Below are 20847 nucleotides of genomic sequence, written 5' to 3' on the forward strand. Positions count from 1 at the left end.
TTACATCACCTTCATTTCCTGCACAAGAGCCCTACCTTGTCCATCCTTTATTGCACTGACCGTCCCTGGACCGTTTGCTCTGCTCAGCTCAATATATCGTTCAAAAATCCCTGTTTCGATAATCGGCTTTAATGTTGGTCTGTTTTTAATTTCATCAAATGAAGTTCCATGTGTTGACATCATCAGCTGGATACCTGCATTCACCGCTTCCAGAATCGCCTCTCCATCCTCTTTGCGCCCAACCTCGTCAACGATTAGCACATCAGGGCTCATCGAGCGAATCATCATCATCATTCCTTCCGCCTTTGGGCAGGAATCAAGCACATCTAGTCTCGTCCCAAAGGTCATCTGCGGGATTCCATCCATGCACCCGGCGATTTCCGATCTCTCGTCGACAATCCCGACCTTTAGCGGTCCGATACCAGCCTTGCTGTTCCCTGTTGAAATGATTCTGGCAATATCGCGTAATACTGTTGTTTTTCCAGTTTGCGGGGGTCCGATAATCATCGTATGCAGCCAACGCGAGCCGTTATATAAAAACGGAGCAAAAGGCTCAGCCGCACCGATTTTTTCCTTTGCAATCCGAATATTAAAGGAAGCGACATCCCGAATCGCCTTGACTGCACTGTCTTCGAGGATAACCTTGCCTGCAAGCCCAACGCGATGACCGCCTTCTATAGTGATATAACCTCTCTTAAGCTCTTCTTCTAGTGTATAAACCGAATAATGGCTTAGTTTATGGAGAAGCTGGAGGGCATCCTCACGCGTCATATCCATATCAATAAACCGTACGCCGTCATGGAAGGAAACCTCCAAAGGCCTTCCAATACGGATTCTGATTTCTTCTAGTTGCTCTCGTTCAGCAGGAGTAAGTGTGAGTATAGAATCGGCAATTTTTTTAGGCAAAAATGAATAGAGTGTTTTCACAGCGTTTTTCTCCTTTATAAAGGTTGTCCATCAATCCTAAATCATTAAAACGGATGGCTTACTATGCCACTTACTAGAATGTATGAAAACAAAAACCATAATATGCCTGCCTATTCTTTTAACTGGCGACTAAAATGAAGATTGATTCCAAAAGATATAAGAAACAATTCTTATAAAAGGGGACTAAACGATGAAAAACACAATAATTCGCTGCATTTGTATCGTGATTGCCATATGTACCATTTCCGGGAGCGTTGCTTGTTCAGCAGAGCCAGCAAACGGCGCCCCTAAAAATGTGATTCTTCTGATTGGAGACGGAATGGGAATGGGTCAAATGGAGATTGCCAGTGTTTTTGAGCATGGGAAAAGTGGCGGTTTGTTTTTACAATCCCTGCCATACACAGCTTTAGTTAAAACATATTCTGCCAACAATAATGTGACCGATTCTGCTGCAGGAGGAACAGCAATCGCCATTGGCAAAAAAACAAACAACGGAATGATCGGTCTCACCCCAGACGGTAAAGAACACCCAAGCATACTGGATGTTTTTAAGGAAAATGGGAGCAAGACAGGAATTGTTACGACTAATAGTGTGACAGATGCAACTCCTGCCAGCTTTACAGCTAGTGTTAAAGACAGGTGGGCAGATCAAGAGGAAATTGCCAAACAACAGTTAAAAAATCAGATTGACGTAATTATGGGCGGCGGTTCTATGTATTTTGGAAAAGACGAAGCGCTCGTAAGAAAATATAAAGACCTCGGATATTCTATTGCCACTACGAATGAGGAGCTTGCCAAAATGAAAGGAAGTAAGTTATTAGGTCTATTTGCCAGCAAACATCTCTCCTATAAACAAGATCGGGAAGAACTAAAAAGCAAAGAACCTACTTTATCAGAAATGACGAACAAGACGCTAGAAACTCTCGCAAAGGGAGATAAAGGCTTTTTTGCAGTAATTGAAGGTGCAAGAATTGACCATGCCGCTCACTCCGCCGATTTAACTGGCATTTGGAAGGAAACGGTTGAATTTGATGAAGCTGTTAAATATTGTGTGGAGTGGGCGCAAAAAAGAAACGACACATTAGTACTTGTCGCTGCAGATCACGAAACGATGGGTTTATCGTTGACAGAGCCGTTAGACATAAAAGGGTTGAAGAACATTTCTATAAGTCCTGAATTAATGGCCCAAAAATTACAAAAAGACGAAAAAACGGGCACCTACACGAAAGAAAGCATTCTTTTTGTATTCCAAACATATGCACACATCACGCTAACAGAGGAACAATTAGCTGACTTTAATAAAAAAATTAAAAAGGACAATGGCAAACTCTACCCTGAACAAAAGGTCGGCAGAGAAATCGGGAGAATGATCGCCTCTCATTTTCACGCCGGCTTAATGGATAGACCAACCCAGCAGCTCAGCAGCACAACAGGCGGTCATACAGGCAATATGATTGCTTTGTTCGCAGTTGGCAAAGGTGCAGAGGAATTTCATGGTGTGATTGAAAATACAGATATTCCAAAAATTATAGCCAAATTAAAAGGCTATGATTTTGTAAGTAAATAAGAAAAAAGGCAGAGCTTCTTTAGTTGCTCTGCCTTTTTCCTTGAAAATGGACAATACTTGTCCAAACTTTTACTTTCTGTTTTGAATATCCTATCATGGAGGTGATATCCATGTTTAGGCGGCCAACATCCGTTACCAATGTGAGCAATCCTTTTCGCTACTCTGGATCAAACAAGCATTTCGGGGTAGACTTTGCGAAATCCGGGACAAATCCAATTGCAGCTGCTGCTGACGGAACTGTTTCCCGCTCTTATGTTTCTTCAAGCTATGGGGAGTGCATTATGATTGTCCATCAGCTCGGCGGGCAAATTTGGGAAACTGTTTATGCACATTTGCGCGCAGGTTCCAGAAGAGTATCTGTCGGTGAGCGAGTGAAAGCTGGACAAACAATTGGCATTATGGGCAGTACAGGGCAATCTACTGGGCAACATCTGCATTTTGAACTTCACAAAGGCAGATGGAACAGTGCCAAGTCCAATGCTGTCAATCCCCTTCCTTACTTGGAGGAAAACCAGCAAACAACTACCGCTCCTGCCACGCCTGCTAAATCTTATACTGTTGTTGCCGGTGATACGCTTTCTGAAATCAGCCAGAAGTATGGCGTGTCTGTCGGAGCCATTGCAGAGGCCAACAATATCGGAAACATCAATCAAATCTATGTAGGTCAAAAGCTTGTCATTCCAAGTAATTCTTAATTTTGTCCCTGCAGATACAAAAAAAAAGAAGAGAACAAAGTTCTCTTCTTTTTTGCCGCATTTGCCGCTTAGGTGTATGGAGTTTCAAAACCTGCTCCACCAGGTGGGTGTTCGCAAAAGATTTCTTCATATGTCCTTTAGGAACATGTCATAAAGGCATGCTGATCCTTCTTTAATATAGAACTCCCTAATTAACGATAAAGGTTGAAACTTCATACGATAACGTACAACGCAGCGTTTATATTTATATAATACAGCATCCCATCCTGAAACGCAAATGGTAAAAACCGTAAACTAATTACGCGCGGGAAACATAGCTCGCTTCAGCTGTATTGATAATCAATCTGTCGCCTTGGTTAATAAAGAAAGGAACTTGCACAGAAAGACCTGTTTCTAAGATTGCAGGCTTTGTACCGCCAGAAGCTGTGTCCCCTTTAATGCCAGGCTCTGTTTCTGTTACTTCAAGCTCAACTGTATTTGGAAGCTCTACGCCAAGTGTTTCGCTTTGGTACATCATGATATGAACTTCCATGTTTTCTTTCAAGAACTTTAATTCATATTCAATCGCATCAGCAGATAGCTCGATTTGATCATATGATTCTTGGTCCATGAATACATGCTGATCGCCGCTTGCATACAAGTATTGCATTTTACGGTTGTCGATTTGTGCTTTTCCAACCTTTTCGCCAGCTCTGAATGTTTTTTCTTGAACTGCTCCTGTACGTAAGTTCTTTAATTTAGAACGCACGAATGCAGCGCCTTTTCCTGGTTTAACATGTTGGAAATCCAAGACACGCCAAATTCCGTTATCCACTTCAATTGTTAAACCTGTTTTAAAATCGTTTACTGAAATCATAAAAGATCCTCCTGTTAAGTCCTATAAAATAATCAATTCTTTTGGTGAATGGGTTAAAGCTTCATTATGATCATCTGTTATGATGGTATCATCCTCTATGCGAACCCCACCCAGACCTGGAATATAGATGCCTGGTTCAACTGTTACAACCATGCCGGGCTCAAGGACTGTTTCCGATTTATAGGATAGTCCAGGACCTTCATGGACCTCTAAACCGATTCCATGACCTGTAGAGTGGCCAAAATATTCACCATACCCATGTGCACTTATGTAATCACGAGTCAGCGCATCTGCCTGAATGCCAGTAAGACCCGGCTTGATTCCTTCCATTCCTTTAAGCTGAGCTTGGAGGACAATATCATATATTTCCTTTAGCTTATCGTCTGGTTTGCCAACAGCAATTGTTCTCGTAATATCAGAAACATACCCTTTATAATATGCTCCGAAATCCATTGTCACAAAATCACCGGCTTCAATCACTTTTTCTGATGCCACACCGTGAGGCAATGCAGATCTTGTTCCAGAAGCGACAATTGTATCAAAGGATGATGATACTGCACCTGCTTTTCTCATAAAAAACTCTAATTCATTCGAAACTTCCAATTCTGTTTTCCCAACCGTAATAAATTTAAGGATATGGGCAAAAGCGGCATCTGCAATCTCCGCTGCTTCCTTTAATATCTTAATCTCTTCACTACTCTTAATCAAGCGTAACTTTTCTACAATGCCTGAAACTGGTACAAGTTCTCCTTTAAACGTTGTTTCATACAGCCTGTATTCTGTAAAAGTCATATAGTCCTGTTCAAAAGCTAATTTTTTTATACCAAGCTTTTCTGCTTGTTCTGCCACTTCCTTTTGAATTGGGCCTGTATGTTTAACAATGTCAAAACCAACACATTGGCTGGCTGCTTGTTCTGTATAACGGAAGTCTGTAATGAACTTAGCTTCTTCCCCGCTGATTAACACAACACCTGCTGAGCCTGTAAAGTTAGAGATGTAACGGCGGTTAAAATTGCTTGCTATTACAATTCCGTCAACACCTGCAGCTGCCAAAGCTTCTCGTAATTTTTTTAATTTCTCCATTAAGGTTCTCTCCCCGATTACTAGTTTCGTTTTTTTCCGAATGTGCAAACTCATTGATAAATAATTTAAAAATTTTGCCTGCTATAAAAAAAGAATGCTCATGTAGAACATTCTATCATATATTAATTATCCTTCACTACCCGAAATGTTCGCCTCACTCTTCTTTTCTTTTTGTTTTTTTGTCCGTATTTCGCTTTCCTCATAAGAAATCGTATAACCGACAAATACCCCCCACAGCATATACAGACAAACTGACGTAATAATGGTATTCAGACTGAGCTGCAAAAATGGCTTTATACTCGGAAAAATAGGATTTAAGATAATAAAGACCACACCAAAAACCATTATGCCAAATCCTAAACCTATATAGAAGGACTTGAATCTTCTCAGCAAAAGATAATAGCCGAAAGCAGCCATTAAAGAAAAAAATCCGATAGCACAAATGCTGATAATGGTTCCAAGCCAGCTAGTCTTCCAGCTTCCTAATGCCCATGGCTCCAAGATGACATTCGGCCTTATTTCTGTCATATGAAAATAATAAGCGATGAATCCGATGAACGCCCAAAAAATTCCGCCAAATAATCCTGTCCAGACAACAAGGCTGATGAAATGCATGGATGGCTCCTTTGAAATTCCGCTGATATTTTCCGCTTCTCTTTCATTTTCATTATTCATTTCCTATGCCTCCTGCAAAAGATTCTTCCATACCTTCCTTTTTGCAAATGCTCCTAATTCATCAGGCTAGTTGTTTCTCTAAATTTTTAGTAATATGTAATTAGGGGTTTTACAGTGATTTGAGACAACCTCTCACATCCAACAGAGAAAACAATTACGCATTTGCTTTTCCACCCTAATTTAACCTGAGGTTGGTGTAAATATTCATGTCAAATAAGCAAAAACCAGTATTCGGAGGACAGGCAGTTGTAGAAGGTGTTATGTTTGGCGGAAAACATCATTATGTGACTGCTATAAGACGTAAAGATCAATCGATTGATTACTTCCATTTGCCGAGAAAACATAATCCGAAGCTGGCTAAATTAAAAAAAATCCCCTTTATCAGAGGGATTGTAGCCATCATTGAATCAAGCGGAAATGGTACAAAGCATTTAAATTTCTCCACAGATCGCTATGACGTAGACCCTGCCGACGATAATGTAATTGAAGAAAAGGAACCTTCTAAAATGACAATGATTTTAGGGGTAGCAGCAATCGGTATACTTTCCTTTCTGTTCGGCAAATTTATCTTCACGTTAGTTCCTGCCTTTTTGGCTGAGTTTTTCAAGCCTGTTATAAGCGGACATGTTGCTCAAATTTTGCTTGAAAGCTTCATTAAACTGCTGCTTTTGCTTGGCTATATTTACTTTGTTTCCTTAACCCCTCTTATAAAGCGGGTCTTTCAATACCACGGTGCGGAGCATAAAGTGATCAATGCTTTTGAAAATGGCAAAGAAATAACCGTAGAAAATGTTCAAGCTCAATCAAGGCTCCATTATCGATGCGGCAGCAGCTTTATTTTGTTTACCGTATTTGTTGGTCTTTTTCTATATTTGCTGTTCCCGACAGATTCATTTGTTGAACGGATAGTAAGCAGAATTGCTTTAATTCCTGTCGTGCTTGGAATTTCATTTGAGGTGCTGCAATTTACAAATAAATTGAGAAATATCCCGGTTTTAAAATACTTAGGATTGCCAGGTCTTTGGCTGCAGCTTTTGACAACAAAAGAGCCGACAGACGATCAAGTAGAAGTAGCCATTTATTCCTTTAAGGAATTAAAGCGCAGAGAAGAAGAAACAGAAAATACAATTTTAGTTAGCAGCTGATTAATATTCTTATATTTAGGGGATATTGCATATTATAGGACACCAAAAAAAATTATTTTGTACAGCGCTTCACCAAAGCAACAATTTTCGTAGCTGTGAATAAACTTTTTTTAATACGAGTTTAAAAGTTGTAAAAAATGCTCATCATGCTTTTAGGGAGGTGGCTTTTTCTTGAAGAATCGAATTCCTTTTTTTGTTATTGGAATCGTCTGCTTACTTGCTTTAATAGGTTTGGTATCGTCTGTTGTTTCCAATCCTGTTGGGTTTATGCAAAACATACTCTCTTTAGTTGTTGTTGGACTTCTCATCTGGTTTATCGTGCGACGTTTTTCCAAAGCTAGCCCTGAAAGAAAAGAGCAGAAGGCTTTTGTCAAAGCAGCAAAAAGATCGAAAAAAAGACAACATACAAAAGGGAAAACCTTGCCAAAGCAAGGCGTCCAAGCAAAACCTGCATCCTTCAAAGGCAAGAAGAGAAGCGCGAGCAGTGCACACTTGACTGTCATTGAAGGAAAAAAAAGCAAAAAGAAAAATCGGGCAACTTTTTGACCTGTTTTTAAAGAAGGCAAATTCCCTGCCTCCTTTTTGCCATTTATAAATATTTTTGTTCTATGTAAAAAAAGTCGAACTTATCCTAAAGGCAGGTTCGACTTTTTTTATTAATAAGTCCATGAGCGTAGGAATTTATTGGCATAGTCTCGGCCCATCTGAATTATTTCAACTTGTTTTTCTTTCGTTAAGGTGAATTCAGTAGACATAACTCCTTCAGAGGGAATGAATATGATATTCTTTTCATGCTTGCGCGAAATATACCTGGAATCATGGGCATCCTTCATTGTCTCAAACATCGCACCAAACAAATGAAAAGCGTTTTTTATCATATGTTTTGGATGCTCTGACTGTTTATGACTTAGCTTTAGCCCAATAACCGGTCTGATTTTTTTTACATTTTCTTTATCAAAAAGCCACATCGGAAAATTGCTGAGAACGCCACCATCTACAATAATGCTTTTATTTTGTTTTGTTCCAAGGGTTGCTGGTTCAAAAAAGAAAGGAAGACTGCAGCTCATTCTAATGGCCTTTGCAACAGAGAAACTGCCTGGATCAATTCCATACTTAGGCAAGTCATCCGGAAGAACAACCATCACACCATTTGTAATATCAGATGCAATCACCCGCAGTGAGTTTGGAGGCAAATCTGCAAATGTCCTAATCCCTTTATAAGCAAGCTTCTCCTCCAGCCACCTTTCTAATGCATTGCCTTTATATAAGCCAAGTCGCCAATAAAGAAACAGCCATTTCGCAAATGGAAATGGAACGAGAAGCTTGCGTTCATCGAGAAGTGTGGACAAGTCGAGTTCTTCCAGCATTTTCGCAATGTCTTTACTCGTATACTTTGCAGCAACAAACGCGGCAATAATAGAACCAGCACTTGTCCCTGCCACTCTAACAAACTCAAATCCCTTTTCTTCCAGCACTTCACATGCCCCGATCAAGGCAAGACCCTTTATGCCACCGCCTGAAAACACTCCATCTATGTGCATAATGCCTTCTCCCCTTTTATTGCAGCATTGTTACACTTTAATATCGAAAACAGAAAAATAGTACAGCAGGCAAGCCATTTATTTACGTAAATCCACAATTCCCTATTGATTTATTTACATGCTGGGACATTCATCCAATCTTTTATAGGTTGCTGCACATAAAATAAAAGCGTATAGATAAAAAAAATGGAGGTATTTCATCATGAAGCATCACGATGTTCGAAGACCTTATGGATTTGGCAGACCTGGATTTGGTTATGGAAGACCTGGATTTGGAGGAGCAGGATTTGGTCTTGGTGTTTTAGGCGGACTTGCGACAGGAGCTCTGCTTGGCCCTGCCCTTTATGGAGGATACGGTTATCCTTATGGCGGCTTCGGCTACCCTTACGGAGGATATTATTATTAATATAATGACAAATGCGCATAACTCTTGTTATGCGCATCATCTTTATGTGAAGTAAGCAACTTCTGCTTCAGGAAAGAACTGAGATACATAGCCTCTGATTGTATCCTCCATATCTTTTGCTTCATCGTTTTGATAAACATACTTTCCTATGCCGTATCTGCCCCATTTATATTTTCTTTTTTCCTCATCCATCTCAAGCTTAGTTTTCGGGTATCTTTTTGCAATGACTCTTTTAGCTGGCTTTGTGAAGCGATGCTGAATAAGCTCGAATGTCAGATTAGAGAGATTGACGCCCTGCAGACTTTCGGACAACCTTTCAAACAGCTCGTAATAGCCTTCCTTCCAATCTTCATGCAAATAAATAGGCGCGACAATAAAGCCAAGTGGATAGCCTGCATTAGCTACCTTTCTGGCAGCCTCTAGCCGTTCATCAAAGGTAGAAGTCCCAGGCTCGAAATTTTTTATTACATAACGGGAATTCACACTGAACCGGAATCTTGTTCTGCCGTTATGCTCTGCATCAAGCAAATGGTCGACATGGTGATATTTTGTTACGAAACGCAGACGGCCTCTGTCTTGCTGTCCGAAATATTCAATTGTTTTTTTCAAAGAATGCGTTAAATGATCAAGTCCTACAATATCTGATGTACATGCAGCCTCAAATCTTGTAATTTGATCGCCTCGTTCGTCCATGTATTTTTGCGCTTGATCAAATATTTCCTCCAGATTGACATATGTCCGTATATACGGTTTGCTTCCAAGCGTTGTCTGCAAATAACAATAATGACAATGCCCCATACAGCCAGTCGCAAGCGGAATGGCATATTCTGCTGATGGTTTTGACGTATCAAACTTTAATGTTTTTCTGATGCCGACAACAAGAGTAGATTTAGCATTTCTGTACTGCTGAAGCTCTGTTTCACCTGGAATGCCTCTCACCTGGTTATGCGAGGTCGTTTCTCTTATTTCAAGACCCATCTTTTCAAATTTTTCCTTTAGTTCTCTTCCTAACTGGTATTCTAATGCTTTCGGTTCTATATAAACTAATTGGGGAACAAACGGCTTCATAGTAAAATTTCGCCCTTTCGTAATTTATTATGGCTATATGTTTAATGTTTGCCAAAACAAAAAAAAGAGGACAGGGAATTATCCCCATCCTCAATCGATATAAGCCGTTTAGCTTGTTTTTATCTTTTAAAGTTCCATTCATTGTTTTCATATCTTTCTTTAGCGAGCTTTTCTACATAGTCCAGCTGCTGTTGGTTAAGCTCATATTCCTGCAAGTCAATATTGAGACCTCGCTCAAATCCTTCTTTAAATGCTTTTTTTGCCATCTCAATTGTAATTTTCTTGTCTGTCAAATTATTGATTGCTACTGCCTTTTCCTTAAAAGCCGCCTGCATCCTCTCTTTAATTCGTTCACTCGAATATTTAAACAGACGGAACAGCTTGTCTTCATCAAGATCAAGCAAAATAGAGCCATGCTGTAAGATTACGCCTTTTTGTCTAGTTTGAGCACTGCCTGCAACCTTTCTGCCTTCCACTACAAGCTCATACCAGCTTGGCGCATCAAAGCATACGGCAGAGCGCGGATTCTTTAGTGAAGCTTTTTGCTCTTCTGTTTTCGGAACGGAAAAATACGCATCAAGGCCGAGAAGCTGGAAGCCTTGCAGAATACCTTCTGAAATAACCCGATATGCTTCTGTTACTGTTTTCGGCATATCCGGATGCTCCTCAGACACAATAACACTATATGTTAACTCATGCTCATGAAGCACGCCTCTTCCCCCTGTAGGCCTTCTCACAAACCCTAAGTTCAATTCCTTTACAGCGTCCATGTCAATTTCTTTTTCTACTCTTTGAAAATAGCCGATAGATAATGTTGCCGGATTCCATCCATAAAAGCGAATAACAGGAGGAAAATCTCCAGCAGAATGCCAATCTAGCAGCGCCTCATCTAATGCCATGTTAAAAGAAGGGGAACAGTTGCCAGAATCAATAAATCTCCATGTTTCTTTCATCATAAGTAAACCCTCTTTTACGTTAAAATATGTATTATGCACGTGATTAAGTCTATCAAAAACATCAATAGTTGAAAAGAAACAAGCTGTAAAAAAACTTGCCAGCATTCCCTGTAAACTATTGCTTTACTACAATAAGGTTTCACTTATATAATAGAAGTAGAGCAACATGTATTCGAAAGGAGAAATGAGAATTGCAAGCAGTATATACTCTTTTAATTGCGATAGCAATTTTTGCTATCTATTCTATAATCGTATACCTCTATCAACGCAAGATAGTTAAAACGATTTCAGAAGAGGAGTTCCGCCAAGGGTACAGAAAAGCCCAGCTGATTGATGTCAGAGAACCAAATGAATTTAATGCTGGACACGTACTTGGGGCAAGAAACATTCCTCTATCTCAATTAAAAATGAGAAAAGGGGAAATTCGTTCGGACAAGCCTGTTTACTTATATTGCCAAAACGGGATGAGAAGCGGAAGAGCCGCTCAATTTTTACACCGTAAAGGCTACAGACAGCTTACACAGCTGCAAGGCGGCTTTAAAAAATGGTCTGGAAAAGTAAAAACAAAATGATGAAAGGACACTTTTTAGTGTCCTTTTTTATGTACATAAATTCCCCCCATTGCTTCTATGACAACGGGGGGGAATCCTACTTTATTTATTTTTGATAGCGAAGAACTGGCTTTCTCGCAGCAAGCGTCTCATCAAGACGTCCGATTACTGTGGTATGCGGTGCTTCCTGAACAACCTCTGGTGTCTCTTCTGCTTCTTTAGCAATTTGAATCATTGCATCAATGAATTGATCCAATGTTTCCTTTGATTCTGTCTCTGTTGGCTCAATCATAATACATTCCTCTACATTAAGCGGGAAATAAATTGTCGGCGGATGGTAGCCGAAATCAAGCAGTCTTTTCGCAATATCCAATGTACGAACACCGAGTTTCTTTTGACGGCGCCCGCTTAATACAAACTCATGCTTACAGTGTTTGTCAAATGGCAGATCATAAAATTCCGCTAATCTTCTCATCATATAGTTCGCATTAAGAACTGCGTTTTCCGTAACTGCTTTTAAGCCGTCTGGTCCCATGGAGCGGATATATGTGTATGCACGGACATTAATTCCGAAGTTCCCGTAAAAAGGCTTAACCCTTCCAATAGATAATGGACGATCATAGTCAAATACATATTCCTCTCCAACCTTTTGAATGACTGGCTTTGGAAGAAATGGAATCAAATCAGCCTTTACTCCAACTGGACCTGAACCTGGACCGCCGCCGCCATGAGGTCCTGTAAATGTTTTGTGAAGATTTAAATGAACAACATCAAATCCCATATCGCCAGGTCTTGCTTTAGAAAGAACAGCATTCAAGTTTGCCCCGTCATAGTATAATTTGCCGCCTGCGTCATGGACAATTTGGGCCATTTCGAGAATATTTTCTTCAAATAGCCCTAGTGTGTTTGGATTTGTCAGCATAAGTGCTGCTGTATCCTCACCGACCACTCTCCGCAAATCCTCCAAATCAACAAGACCATTTTCATCCGATTTTACTGTGATTGTTTCCAAGCCGGCAACTGTCGCCGATGCAGGATTTGTTCCGTGTGCAGAATCTGGGACGATTACCTTTGTGCGAGATGTATCTCCATTTGCTTCATGGTATGCACGAATCATCATTAATCCTGTCCATTCTCCATGAGCACCTGCCGCAGGCTGAAGTGTCACTTCATCCATACCTGTAATCTCCATTAAATGCTCCTTGAGATCATACATCAGCTCCAGTGCACCTTGAACAGAGCTTTCATCCTGCAATGGATGGATATGAGCAAATCCGCTGAACCTTGCTACATTTTCATTGATTTTCGGATTATACTTCATCGTGCATGAACCTAGTGGATAGAATCCGGAATCAAGCCCATGATTTCGTTTAGAAAGAGCGGTGTAATGACGCATAATATCCAGCTCTGAAACCTCTGGAAGTTCTGGCGGTGCCGTGCGAATATACTCTGCTGGAATCAGCTCGTTTACGTCTAGTTCTGGGATATCCATTTCTGGCAGGCTGTAACCGATTCGCCCGGGTGTGCTGTTTTCAAAAATGAGGGGTTGATGTTTATCCATGATAATCCTCCAATTCCTTGACAAATTCGTCGATTTCTTCTTTTGTACGCAGCTCTGTTACAGCAACCAGCATGCAATGATCCATTCCCTCATAGTCCCTGCCGAGGTCATAACCGCCAATTATATCTTTTTTCAGCAATGCTCTGTTAATAGCAGCAACCGGAGACTTGCAATCTACTACAAATTCATTAAAAGAAGGTCCCTCAAAGCGAATCTCAAAGCCAGCTGCCTTCAATTTCATCTTTGCATAATGAGCTTTTTGAATGTTGGCCAATGCCATCTCCTTAACCCCAAGTTTTCCAAGTGCAGTCATTGCCACAGACGCAGCTAAAGCATTCAGCGCCTGGTTGGAGCATATATTGGACGTCGCTTTATCACGGCGAATATGCTGCTCACGAGCCTGAAGTGTCAAAACAAAACCGACAGCTCCGTTCTCATCAACCGTTTGTCCGACAAGTCTTCCTGGCACCTTTCTCATCAATTTAGAAGTAACAGCGAAATATCCACAGTGCGGTCCGCCGAATGCTTGTGGGATTCCAAAAGGCTGGGCATCACCAACGACGATGTCTGCCTTAAACGCTCCAGGTGGTGTTAATGCTCCAAGAGCTAGCGGATTGCTTGATACAACAAACATTGCTTTATTGGCATGGATGACTTCTTCGAGCTCCTTCAAAGGCTCGATTCTGCCAAAGAAGTTAGGATATTGAATCATAACTGCTGCTACATCATCACCCATATGAGTTTTCAGCACTTCCACATCTGTAATTCCATCCTTATGCGGCACTTCAATCACTTCAATATACTGGCCTTTTGCATAAGTTTTTACGACTTCTTTTGCTTCAGGATGAACACAGCTTGACAGGAGAATTTTCTTTCTTTTTGTTGCACCGGCGCTGAGCATTCCAGCTTCTGCAAGTGAAGTTGCACCATCATACATGGAGGAATTGGCAACATCCATGCCTGTCAACTCACAAATCATTGTCTGGAACTCAAAGATTGCCTGTAATTCCCCTTGGGAAATTTCTGGCTGATACGGCGTATATGCTGTGTAAAATTCCGATCTTGAAATAACATGATCGACAATAACAGGAGCATAATGATCGTAAACTCCTGCACCTAAAAAGGAGACATTTGACTTGCTGTCTGCATTTTTTGAAGCCAGCTTGCTTAGTTCCTTTAATAGTGCAGATTCGCTTTTCGCATTTTTAATATTGTATTCCCCTTTAAACCGTACACTTTCAGGGATATCAGAAAACAGCTCATCAACAGAATCTGCCCCAATTGCTTTAAGCATGGCATTTCTGTCTTCTTCAGTCATTGGCAAATAGCGGTGTTTCATTCTTATTCCTCCTGTCATTGTCACTTGTTCCTTTTATAAAATGGAGTAGCTGTCACTTGTGCTTTTACAAGCTTCCCTCTTATTTCCACTTCCACTTCCTTACCGACTTCTGCATAATTGCTGGAAATCAGCGCAAGACCGATGTTTTTCTTTAATGTCGGTGATTGTGTTCCTGTTGTTACTTCACCGGTAGCAGCACCGTTTGCATAGACTTTGTAGCCATGTCGTGGAATCCCTCTATCTATCATTTCAATCCCAACAAGCTTTCTTTGCAATCCAGATTCTTTCTGTTCTTTCAAGGCAGCTTTGCCGATAAAGTCAGCTTCTTTATTCAGCTTTACGGCAAATCCAATCCCTGCTTCCAATGGAGAAATATCCTTGCTAAGCTCCTGGCCGTATAAAGCTAAAGTCGCTTCAAAGCGAAGCGTATCTCTTGAACCTAGACCGCATGGAATAACACCGGAATCCTTCCCAGCATCTAAAATCTCTCTCCACAGATGGGCAGCATCCTCTTTGTTGCAGTATAGTTCAAAACCATCCTCGCCTGTATAGCCTGTTCTTGACAACAGTACCTCCTTGCCGCTGACAGTTGTATGCTGAAATTGAAAATAACCGAGTTCAGCTATATTAGCGCTGCTGATTTTCTTAAGCGTCTCTTCTGCCAACGGGCCTTGCAGAGCCAATTGAGCATAATCGCTTGATAGATTTGACAGCTCTACTTCTCCCTCTACATGGCTTGCAAGCCATGCGAAGTCCTTATCGATATTGGATGCATTAACCACGAGCAAATAGTGGTTTTCGCCAAGCTTGTATGTGAGAAGATCATCGACTGTTCCGCCGTTTTCATAGCACATCGCTGAATATTGCGCTTTGCCGATTTGGATTTTAGAGACATCGTTTGTCAGCATCTTTTGCAGATAATCTAAGCTGTTTTTACCTTTTACCTCAATCTCTCCCATATGAGAAACATCGAATAATCCAGCTTTTGTGCGAACTGCTTCATGCTCTTCTTTAATACTGGAAAACTGAACAGGCAAATCCCATCCGCCGAAATCAATCGTTTTGCCTCCATACTCCTTGTACAGTTCATACAAAGGGGTCTGTTTTAATTCATTCATCCTCTCATCCCCATTCCACTATTTATCTTCCTATTGCATGATAAGATCCACTGCTTAACCGGATTTTACGTTTATCCTATCTTAGGGGGGACTGTAAAAGCACGCAAAAAAGGACAGAACCTCCCCTAATATCCTTTGGATAAAGAAAGGTCTCTGTCCTTGCACCTGAAAGTTTACCGAAATGAATCGGGTGTCCCCTTTGGTGGCTGTCAAAAAGTAGATTTACTTTTTAGCTGATTCCAATATTTCTGAAATCTCAGCACTCTCCAGAGCTGCGTCAAAATAGAGTTCTTTTGCCTGAGAGATTCACAAGGATTTGCTTGCTCCTTCGGCGCTACATAATGTAGTCTCTCCCCTATTTATCATCCGCTATGTATATATAAAATTTAAATAATAAAACTTCTAAGGTTTTATTGGTTTTTTTAGCAATGCTCTCCTGTTCAAATGGATAGATTGCCTCAATATGGCCATACTAATAGATAACTATGAAAAATTCTTAAAAATCGTTCTTTTTAGTAAAGGCGATTATTTTTATATAATAACGCTAAATTCGTTCATGTTTTACCGACAAAATATCCAAAAATACGACAAAACAGAAAACTTTTTACACCACTATCCTAACATTTACAATCATATCAAGGCAATAACTTTTTTATGATTTTTGAATATTTTTTGATAATTCAAGATGTTCTATATCGTTCATACGTACCAGTAAATAACAGAAAGGATGGCAGCATATGACAATTAACATCAACTTCGACCAAACCTGGAAGGAAGAATTGCTGAAAAAAATGAATGATGATGGTCCATGGTCTAATTGGGAGCTGTTCCAATTAGCTTTGGAAGTAGAACAGCATACAATCATTCCTGAATTTGAAGGCTTGCAGGCACCAAAGCATTTGTCTGATTTGACACCGTTGCCCCATCAGTTGGAGGTTGCCAAAAAAGTAATCGAGGATATGAACGGGAAAGCAATCCTGGCTGATGAGGTCGGGTTAGGAAAAACCATTGAGGCTGGGCTTATTCTAAAGGAATATATGATTCGAGGGTTAGTAAAAAAAGTGCTGATACTTGTTCCTGCCTCCCTTGTCACACAATGGTCAATGGAGTTAAACAGCAAATTTTTCATTCCGGCTGTGTCGCAAAGGAAAAGCTATGTTTGGGAACAGTGTGATATTGTCGTTTCTTCTATTGATACAGCTAAAAGAGAACCACATAGAAGTATCATCAACAATTTGGACTATGACCTTGTCATCATTGATGAGGCTCATAAATTAAAAAACAATAAAACAAAAAACTATGAATTTGTCCAAAATCTTAAAAAGAAATTCTGTTTATTACTGACAGCAACCCCTATTCAAAACAGGGTGAGTGAAATTTTCAATCTTGTTTCCTTATTGAAGCCTGGACATTTAGGCAGTGAAACCGCCTTTTACGAAAAATATAAAAAGGATTCACGCTCTGTTAATGATGATGAGCATTTAAAAGAACTTGTTAATAAGGTAATGATTCGAAATCGCAGGAGCGATACGGGAATTGAGTGGACAAAACGGGTTGTTGAAGCCGTTACGATTGATTTTACAGAGGAAGAAAGAGAACTTTATAACACTATCGAATCTCTCAAAGGCTATGAGGCTGACGATGAGAAAGCGGGCACAAGAAGTCCATTCTCGATGATAACATTACAGAGAGAAGCCTGCAGCAGCAGAGAAGCTGTGTATTATACATTGCAGAACATGATGAAAAAAACCGAAAATCCCACTCAGGAGTTTCAAGATAAAATCCAGCTGCTCGGCAGCAAAATCATGGCAATCACGAAAAACTCCAAGGCAGAAAAAGCGCTCGAGCTCATAAAAAATGTCGATGATAAGGTGATTATCTTTACAGAATACAGAGCAACTCAGTTATATCTTCAATGGTACTTAAAGCAGCATGGCATCACTTCCGTTCCTTTTAGAGGCGGATTTAAAAGAGGGAAAAAGGACTGGATGCGTGACTTGTTCCAAAACCATGCTCAAGTGTTGATTGCCACTGAAGCAGGCGGAGAAGGCATTAACTTGCAATTTTGCAACCATATCATCAATTTTGATCTTCCTTGGAATCCAATGAGACTTGAACAGCGGATTGGCCGGATTCATAGACTCGGTCAGAAAAAGGATGTGATGATTTACAACTTTGCTATAAGAGATACTGTTGAAGACCATATTCTTAAATTATTGTATGAAAAAATTCATCTTTTTGAAAAAGTTATCGGCGATTTGGACGATATTCTCACAAAACTGGACTTTGGCAATATGGAAGAATATATGGATGATATATTCACCAATTCAAATTCAGAGGGAGAGATGCGCATTAAGATGGATAACCTCACAAGTATGATAGAATTTGCGCAAAATCTAAAGGATGGTGACAACTATGAAGCAGCAAGAAATTCATCAATTTCTTAAACAGTTTTTTCAGGCAAATGATTGTGAGCTGATAGAAGAAAATGAGGGCTATATGATTGTACAATTGACAATTGATTTAGATAAAGAGCTGATGAACCGCCCCTTTTATTGGCACTATGTAGAAAAAACTGGCGGTGTCCCTAACCCCGCCAGACTTACATTAATAACAGATCCAAATAAAGCACCACAGGATTTAAAAGGAGAGCTGATTCATTTTGGATCTCCAAGATTGCATCAATTGTTTTCCTGCGCCAAAAGACTATCTGGATATATTCGTTTATATGAGAATATTCCAGGACAAAAAAATATGCACACACCACTGCGTCCTTGGCTGTCTATGAACGTGAAAATTTCTTACCAATGCGACCGCAAAAGGGATGTGTTTCGCTCTATTGGACTGCAGCTTATTAACGGTCAGCTAGTCGATAACTTTCATCAAACGGTGAATAAGCTTAATCTTTCTGCCAAAATACCAGACTATGCCTTCACACTTTCACCGTTAATAATGCCTAAAAGCGGGATGATAAGGATTGAGAACACAATTAAACAAACTATCCTCCAAGAGGATCATCAATGGGCGGAAGAAGCGAAAGGAAGATGGTCGAAGGACTTAAAGCTGCTGGAGCATTTTTATGAAGACGCAGAAGAAGACCGGATGGAAAGCTTGGAGATTGAACGGCTGGCATTAAAAGAACAATATGAACCAAAAATCAATGTTTCTATCATAAATGGCGGACTGTTTTATTTAGCTTCTGATGCCGTATAAATAAAAAGGATGAATCCCAAACATCTTAGGATTCATCCTTTTGCCTATTAATATTTTTTCCTGAAAAAATAAACGAACACATACGGAAGTATTCCAAACCATCTCAGCATAAACGGCTCTTTTTCCCCACGCTTTGCCGCCTTTATTTTTTGACGTTCCTCTTTCGGTTGGTCCATGTACTGTACAAATGTCTGCGTTAAATATTTTACATAATCATTTGTTTTCATAACTCACCTTAATCTTTTTACGGATTAGTTTAACCAACCTATCTTTACTCTATACCTTTTTATTTAACCTCTACCCACTTTGTCATGCGGTTTTCTCCCCTGTCAAAATAGCTGTAGGCTTTCATTGGTTCCATTTTGTCTGCAAACAAACGGTATTCCACCTTTAATACATCGTCCGATACTTGCTCAACTGTATAAGCAACCTCTCCTGTTCGATAATGAAACTCTCCCGTTAACATATGTCGATCTGCCCTTAGCTCTTCCTCCAATTGCTTTACTGTACTCATAAAATAATATTCTTGAATAAGAAGCAGCTTCGAGTCGTTGTAAATTCTTTTCTCATTGATATAGATACCTGTTATGACTAGAAAAAAACAGATCACTAGCAGATAAACAGATAAGGTAACAGGATATATAAAGCCATTTTCTGTCTTAATCATAATGGGCTTTCCTCTGCCAGCCGTAGAAAAGAGTAGACAGCAGCCTCCCGTTTAATCTGAAGGCTGTCTGTCACAGCTATCATGACACCATTTTGGATTGCTTCAAATTTAATTGCCTTTACTTCCTGCAGGCATACTTCATGTCCTGTTCCATTAACTCTTCTTCTGATTTTATTTCCATATAACTCATAGTGGATATTCTCTTCCTCAACAGTTAGATGGAGCTTTTGCTCTGTTACGCGGACAGATTCAGCTAATCGCACCTCTTTTTTTAACTGATGCAAAAACACATCCCATTCAAGACTGCGAAGACTGCTGGAAATGATTGCTCCATCTGTTGTTAATTTGATAGCGAAGGGAAAAAAAGCACAAAATACTAAAAACAAAGACAAGGCAACAAGCATTTCTGTTAGCAGAAATCCTTTCTCCCCTTTAACTCTCTTCACAGATTGCCTGTGTTTTCTTAAATACATCCACATATTCAATACACGCCTCCTTTCCGTCTTTCCAGCTGATCTTATAAACGATATTTTCCTTCTCGATTGTCTGCGTTAAGGGGCGGACAGACTCCTCAGCCCTCCATTTCAACAAGCATTCATATAATAGCTGGTGTGCTGTTAAATCCTGTTCGATTGCTTTCATTTGCTGAAGCAAATGAATGTATGCAGGTATAAAAAAGCAGGCAATAATTAGCCATGTACCAATAGCCAGAAAAAACTCAGGAAGGAGAAATCCCCTATTGTTTTTTAACATAAAACCTCCCTCTCCCAATTTGAATGGTAAAAAGGTATTTCTTGCTGCCAATACTAATCCGATAGGACGCAAATTTAGAAACATTGCCGCTTGGTGTTATCGTAAAATAAATGGGAACAGCATCCTCGTTTATCTTAATGCTGTCATGATAAATCCTGTCTACAATTCTCCCTGTTTTCAAATCTCCGCGAATATAGTATCTTTTATCGGCCGGGTTAATTTGGACGTAAACAGTTTTCTGGTGAGCTAACGCATAGTTTTGTGCGTAGAACAGGTCTGTTTGCAATTGAGTAAAGAAGGTTCTTTCCTGAAGCAATTCAGATTGAGGCTTTAATAAAATAGGAGTAACTGCGAGGAGGACAAGTACTATAGATAGAACAGCAAGCATTTCCAGCAAAGTAAAGCCGCTTTGAGAATTTATTTTCATCTCTGCACTTCTACTTCACCATTCTCGATGGACAGCTCTTTTCCATTCGGACAAGTCGTCTGCCCTTCCTTTAAATAACCCTCATCCACCAAGGCATTCATGCTTTGCGGATAACTGTTTTTATCCATATAATAGGCCTGCACCTCTGCTTCAACCATTTTCACAAAGGCCTCACAGCCAGTCGAATTGATTTTTGAGTTATGCTTCGTAATATTAGGCAGTGTGATAATCAATAATATCGAGATGATTAAAAGGACTATCATCATTTCTATTAGCGTAAATCCGCTTTCGTTTTTCAT

23 protein-coding genes, 1 other RNA gene, 1 pseudogene and 1 riboswitch are annotated in these 20847 nt (G+C 40.0%); of the genes and pseudogenes, 8 read left to right on the forward strand and 17 right to left on the reverse strand.

Going from position 1 to position 20847, the window contains the following annotated elements; genetic code table 11:
* A complete protein-coding gene (gene spoIIIAA, locus ACLIJJ_RS03420; RefSeq protein ID WP_411229273.1) occupies nucleotides 1-927 on the reverse strand; it encodes a stage III sporulation protein AA in 927 nt (308 codons plus the stop codon).
* Between the two features lie 190 nt (nucleotides 928-1117).
* Between spoIIIAA and ACLIJJ_RS03425 the strand changes: the two genes are divergently transcribed.
* Both ACLIJJ_RS03425 and ACLIJJ_RS03430 read left to right on the forward strand, forming a co-directional pair.
* Nucleotides 1118-2494 carry an alkaline phosphatase gene (locus tag ACLIJJ_RS03425; RefSeq protein ID WP_411410553.1) on the forward strand — a complete coding sequence of 459 codons (1377 nt, stop codon included), beginning with the start codon at nucleotides 1118-1120 and terminating at the stop codon, nucleotides 2492-2494.
* Between the two features lie 104 nt (nucleotides 2495-2598).
* Nucleotides 2599-2997: pseudogene (locus tag ACLIJJ_RS03430) on the forward strand (M23 family metallopeptidase); the annotation flags it as partial.
* 240 nt (nucleotides 2998-3237) lie between these two features.
* Here the strand turns inward: ACLIJJ_RS03430 and ssrS are convergent.
* The 4 genes from ssrS to ACLIJJ_RS03450 form a co-directional block, all read right to left on the reverse strand.
* A non-coding RNA gene (gene ssrS / locus ACLIJJ_RS03435) (6S RNA) lies at nucleotides 3238-3430 on the reverse strand.
* 57 nt (nucleotides 3431-3487) lie between these two features.
* Entirely contained in the window at nucleotides 3488-4045 is a 558-nt protein-coding gene (gene efp / locus ACLIJJ_RS03440) for an elongation factor P (protein ID WP_233313196.1), read from the reverse strand.
* Nucleotides 4046-4066: 21 nt separating this feature from the next.
* Nucleotides 4067-5128 (reverse strand): M24 family metallopeptidase, encoded by a 1062-nt coding sequence (locus tag ACLIJJ_RS03445; RefSeq protein WP_233313195.1) that lies wholly within the window; start codon nucleotides 5126-5128, stop codon nucleotides 4067-4069.
* A 126-nt stretch (nucleotides 5129-5254) separates the two neighbouring features.
* Nucleotides 5255-5803 carry a YqhR family membrane protein gene (locus ACLIJJ_RS03450; protein WP_233313194.1) on the reverse strand — a complete coding sequence of 183 codons (549 nt, stop codon included), beginning with the start codon at nucleotides 5801-5803 and terminating at the stop codon, nucleotides 5255-5257.
* A gap of 206 nt (nucleotides 5804-6009) precedes the next feature.
* On the opposite strand from ACLIJJ_RS03450, the gene ACLIJJ_RS03455 reads away from it, so the two are divergent.
* Complete coding sequence (locus tag ACLIJJ_RS03455; RefSeq protein WP_233313193.1) at nucleotides 6010-6948, forward strand: DUF1385 domain-containing protein; 939 nt, start codon at nucleotides 6010-6012, stop codon at nucleotides 6946-6948.
* A gap of 171 nt (nucleotides 6949-7119) precedes the next feature.
* Nucleotides 7120-7494, forward strand: a complete 375-nt coding sequence (locus ACLIJJ_RS03460; RefSeq protein WP_233313192.1) for an SA1362 family protein — start codon at nucleotides 7120-7122, stop codon at nucleotides 7492-7494.
* A gap of 110 nt (nucleotides 7495-7604) precedes the next feature.
* Here the strand turns inward: ACLIJJ_RS03460 and ACLIJJ_RS03465 are convergent, their stop codons facing one another.
* Complete coding sequence (locus ACLIJJ_RS03465) at nucleotides 7605-8489, reverse strand: patatin-like phospholipase family protein (protein WP_233313190.1); 885 nt, start codon at nucleotides 8487-8489, stop codon at nucleotides 7605-7607.
* A gap of 202 nt (nucleotides 8490-8691) precedes the next feature.
* Here ACLIJJ_RS03465 and ACLIJJ_RS03470 point away from each other — a divergent pair, with 202 nt between their 5' ends.
* Complete coding sequence (locus tag ACLIJJ_RS03470; RefSeq protein ID WP_233313189.1) at nucleotides 8692-8895, forward strand: spore coat protein; 204 nt, start codon at nucleotides 8692-8694, stop codon at nucleotides 8893-8895.
* A gap of 42 nt (nucleotides 8896-8937) precedes the next feature.
* Here ACLIJJ_RS03470 and splB read toward each other — a convergent pair whose 3' ends face one another.
* Entirely contained in the window at nucleotides 8938-9963 is a 1026-nt protein-coding gene (gene splB, locus ACLIJJ_RS03475) for a spore photoproduct lyase (RefSeq protein WP_233313187.1), read from the reverse strand.
* 119 nt (nucleotides 9964-10082) lie between these two features.
* Complete coding sequence (locus ACLIJJ_RS03480) at nucleotides 10083-10919, reverse strand: lipoate--protein ligase family protein (protein WP_233313185.1); 837 nt, start codon at nucleotides 10917-10919, stop codon at nucleotides 10083-10085.
* Nucleotides 10920-11110: 191 nt separating this feature from the next.
* On the opposite strand from ACLIJJ_RS03480, the gene ACLIJJ_RS03485 reads away from it, so the two are divergent.
* Complete coding sequence (locus ACLIJJ_RS03485) at nucleotides 11111-11491, forward strand: rhodanese-like domain-containing protein (RefSeq protein ID WP_233313184.1); 381 nt, start codon at nucleotides 11111-11113, stop codon at nucleotides 11489-11491.
* Between the two features lie 85 nt (nucleotides 11492-11576).
* Here the strand turns inward: ACLIJJ_RS03485 and gcvPB are convergent, their stop codons facing one another.
* The 3 genes from gcvPB to gcvT are packed head-to-tail and all read right to left on the reverse strand — an operon-like array spanning nucleotide 11577 to nucleotide 15488.
* Complete coding sequence (gene gcvPB / locus ACLIJJ_RS03490) at nucleotides 11577-13031, reverse strand: aminomethyl-transferring glycine dehydrogenase subunit GcvPB (RefSeq protein WP_411410554.1); 1455 nt, start codon at nucleotides 13029-13031, stop codon at nucleotides 11577-11579.
* On the reverse strand, nucleotides 13024-14370 hold the full coding sequence (gene gcvPA / locus ACLIJJ_RS03495) for an aminomethyl-transferring glycine dehydrogenase subunit GcvPA (RefSeq protein ID WP_251644991.1): 1347 nt from the start codon (nucleotides 14368-14370) through the stop codon (nucleotides 13024-13026). Before gcvPA ends, gcvPB begins: the two co-directional genes overlap by 8 nt.
* A gap of 20 nt (nucleotides 14371-14390) precedes the next feature.
* The gene (gene gcvT, locus ACLIJJ_RS03500) at nucleotides 14391-15488 is read right to left on the reverse strand and encodes a glycine cleavage system aminomethyltransferase GcvT (RefSeq protein WP_411410555.1); all 1098 of its coding nucleotides are present in this window, start codon (nucleotides 15486-15488) and stop codon (nucleotides 14391-14393) included.
* Nucleotides 15489-15763: 275 nt separating this feature from the next.
* Nucleotides 15764-15854: riboswitch (glycine riboswitch) on the reverse strand.
* Nucleotides 15855-16225: 371 nt separating this feature from the next.
* On the opposite strand from gcvT, the gene ACLIJJ_RS03505 reads away from it, so the two are divergent.
* On the forward strand, nucleotides 16226-17935 hold the full coding sequence (locus ACLIJJ_RS03505; protein WP_233313181.1) for a DEAD/DEAH box helicase: 1710 nt from the start codon (nucleotides 16226-16228) through the stop codon (nucleotides 17933-17935).
* Entirely contained in the window at nucleotides 17904-18701 is a 798-nt protein-coding gene (locus tag ACLIJJ_RS03510) for a YqhG family protein (RefSeq protein ID WP_251644988.1), read from the forward strand. Before ACLIJJ_RS03505 ends, ACLIJJ_RS03510 begins: the two co-directional genes overlap by 32 nt.
* A gap of 47 nt (nucleotides 18702-18748) precedes the next feature.
* Here the strand turns inward: ACLIJJ_RS03510 and ACLIJJ_RS03515 are convergent, their stop codons facing one another.
* Genes ACLIJJ_RS03515 through comGC form a run of 6 tightly spaced genes read right to left on the reverse strand, consistent with a single transcriptional unit; the run spans nucleotide 18749 to nucleotide 20847 of the window.
* Nucleotides 18749-18928, reverse strand: a complete 180-nt coding sequence (locus ACLIJJ_RS03515; RefSeq protein WP_233313179.1) for a YqzE family protein — start codon at nucleotides 18926-18928, stop codon at nucleotides 18749-18751.
* A gap of 59 nt (nucleotides 18929-18987) precedes the next feature.
* A complete protein-coding gene (comGG, locus tag ACLIJJ_RS03520; RefSeq protein WP_233313178.1) occupies nucleotides 18988-19368 on the reverse strand; it encodes a competence type IV pilus minor pilin ComGG in 381 nt (126 codons plus the stop codon).
* Nucleotides 19365-19847 (reverse strand): competence type IV pilus minor pilin ComGF, encoded by a 483-nt coding sequence (gene comGF / locus ACLIJJ_RS03525; protein ID WP_411410630.1) that lies wholly within the window; start codon nucleotides 19845-19847, stop codon nucleotides 19365-19367. Before comGF ends, comGG begins: the two co-directional genes overlap by 4 nt.
* Nucleotides 19801-20121 carry a hypothetical protein gene (locus ACLIJJ_RS03530; RefSeq protein WP_237941697.1) on the reverse strand — a complete coding sequence of 107 codons (321 nt, stop codon included), beginning with the start codon at nucleotides 20119-20121 and terminating at the stop codon, nucleotides 19801-19803. The genes comGF and ACLIJJ_RS03530 overlap by 47 nt, the downstream gene beginning before the upstream one ends.
* Nucleotides 20105-20548, reverse strand: a complete 444-nt coding sequence (gene comGD / locus ACLIJJ_RS03535; RefSeq protein WP_233313175.1) for a competence type IV pilus minor pilin ComGD — start codon at nucleotides 20546-20548, stop codon at nucleotides 20105-20107. Before comGD ends, ACLIJJ_RS03530 begins: the two co-directional genes overlap by 17 nt.
* A complete protein-coding gene (comGC, locus tag ACLIJJ_RS03540; RefSeq protein WP_233313173.1) occupies nucleotides 20545-20847 on the reverse strand; it encodes a competence type IV pilus major pilin ComGC in 303 nt (100 codons plus the stop codon). The genes comGD and comGC overlap by 4 nt, the downstream gene beginning before the upstream one ends.

The sequence above is a fragment of the Niallia laureatilytica genome, assembly GCF_046613985.1.
Taxonomy (GTDB): Bacteria; Bacillota; Bacilli; order Bacillales; family Cytobacillaceae; genus Niallia.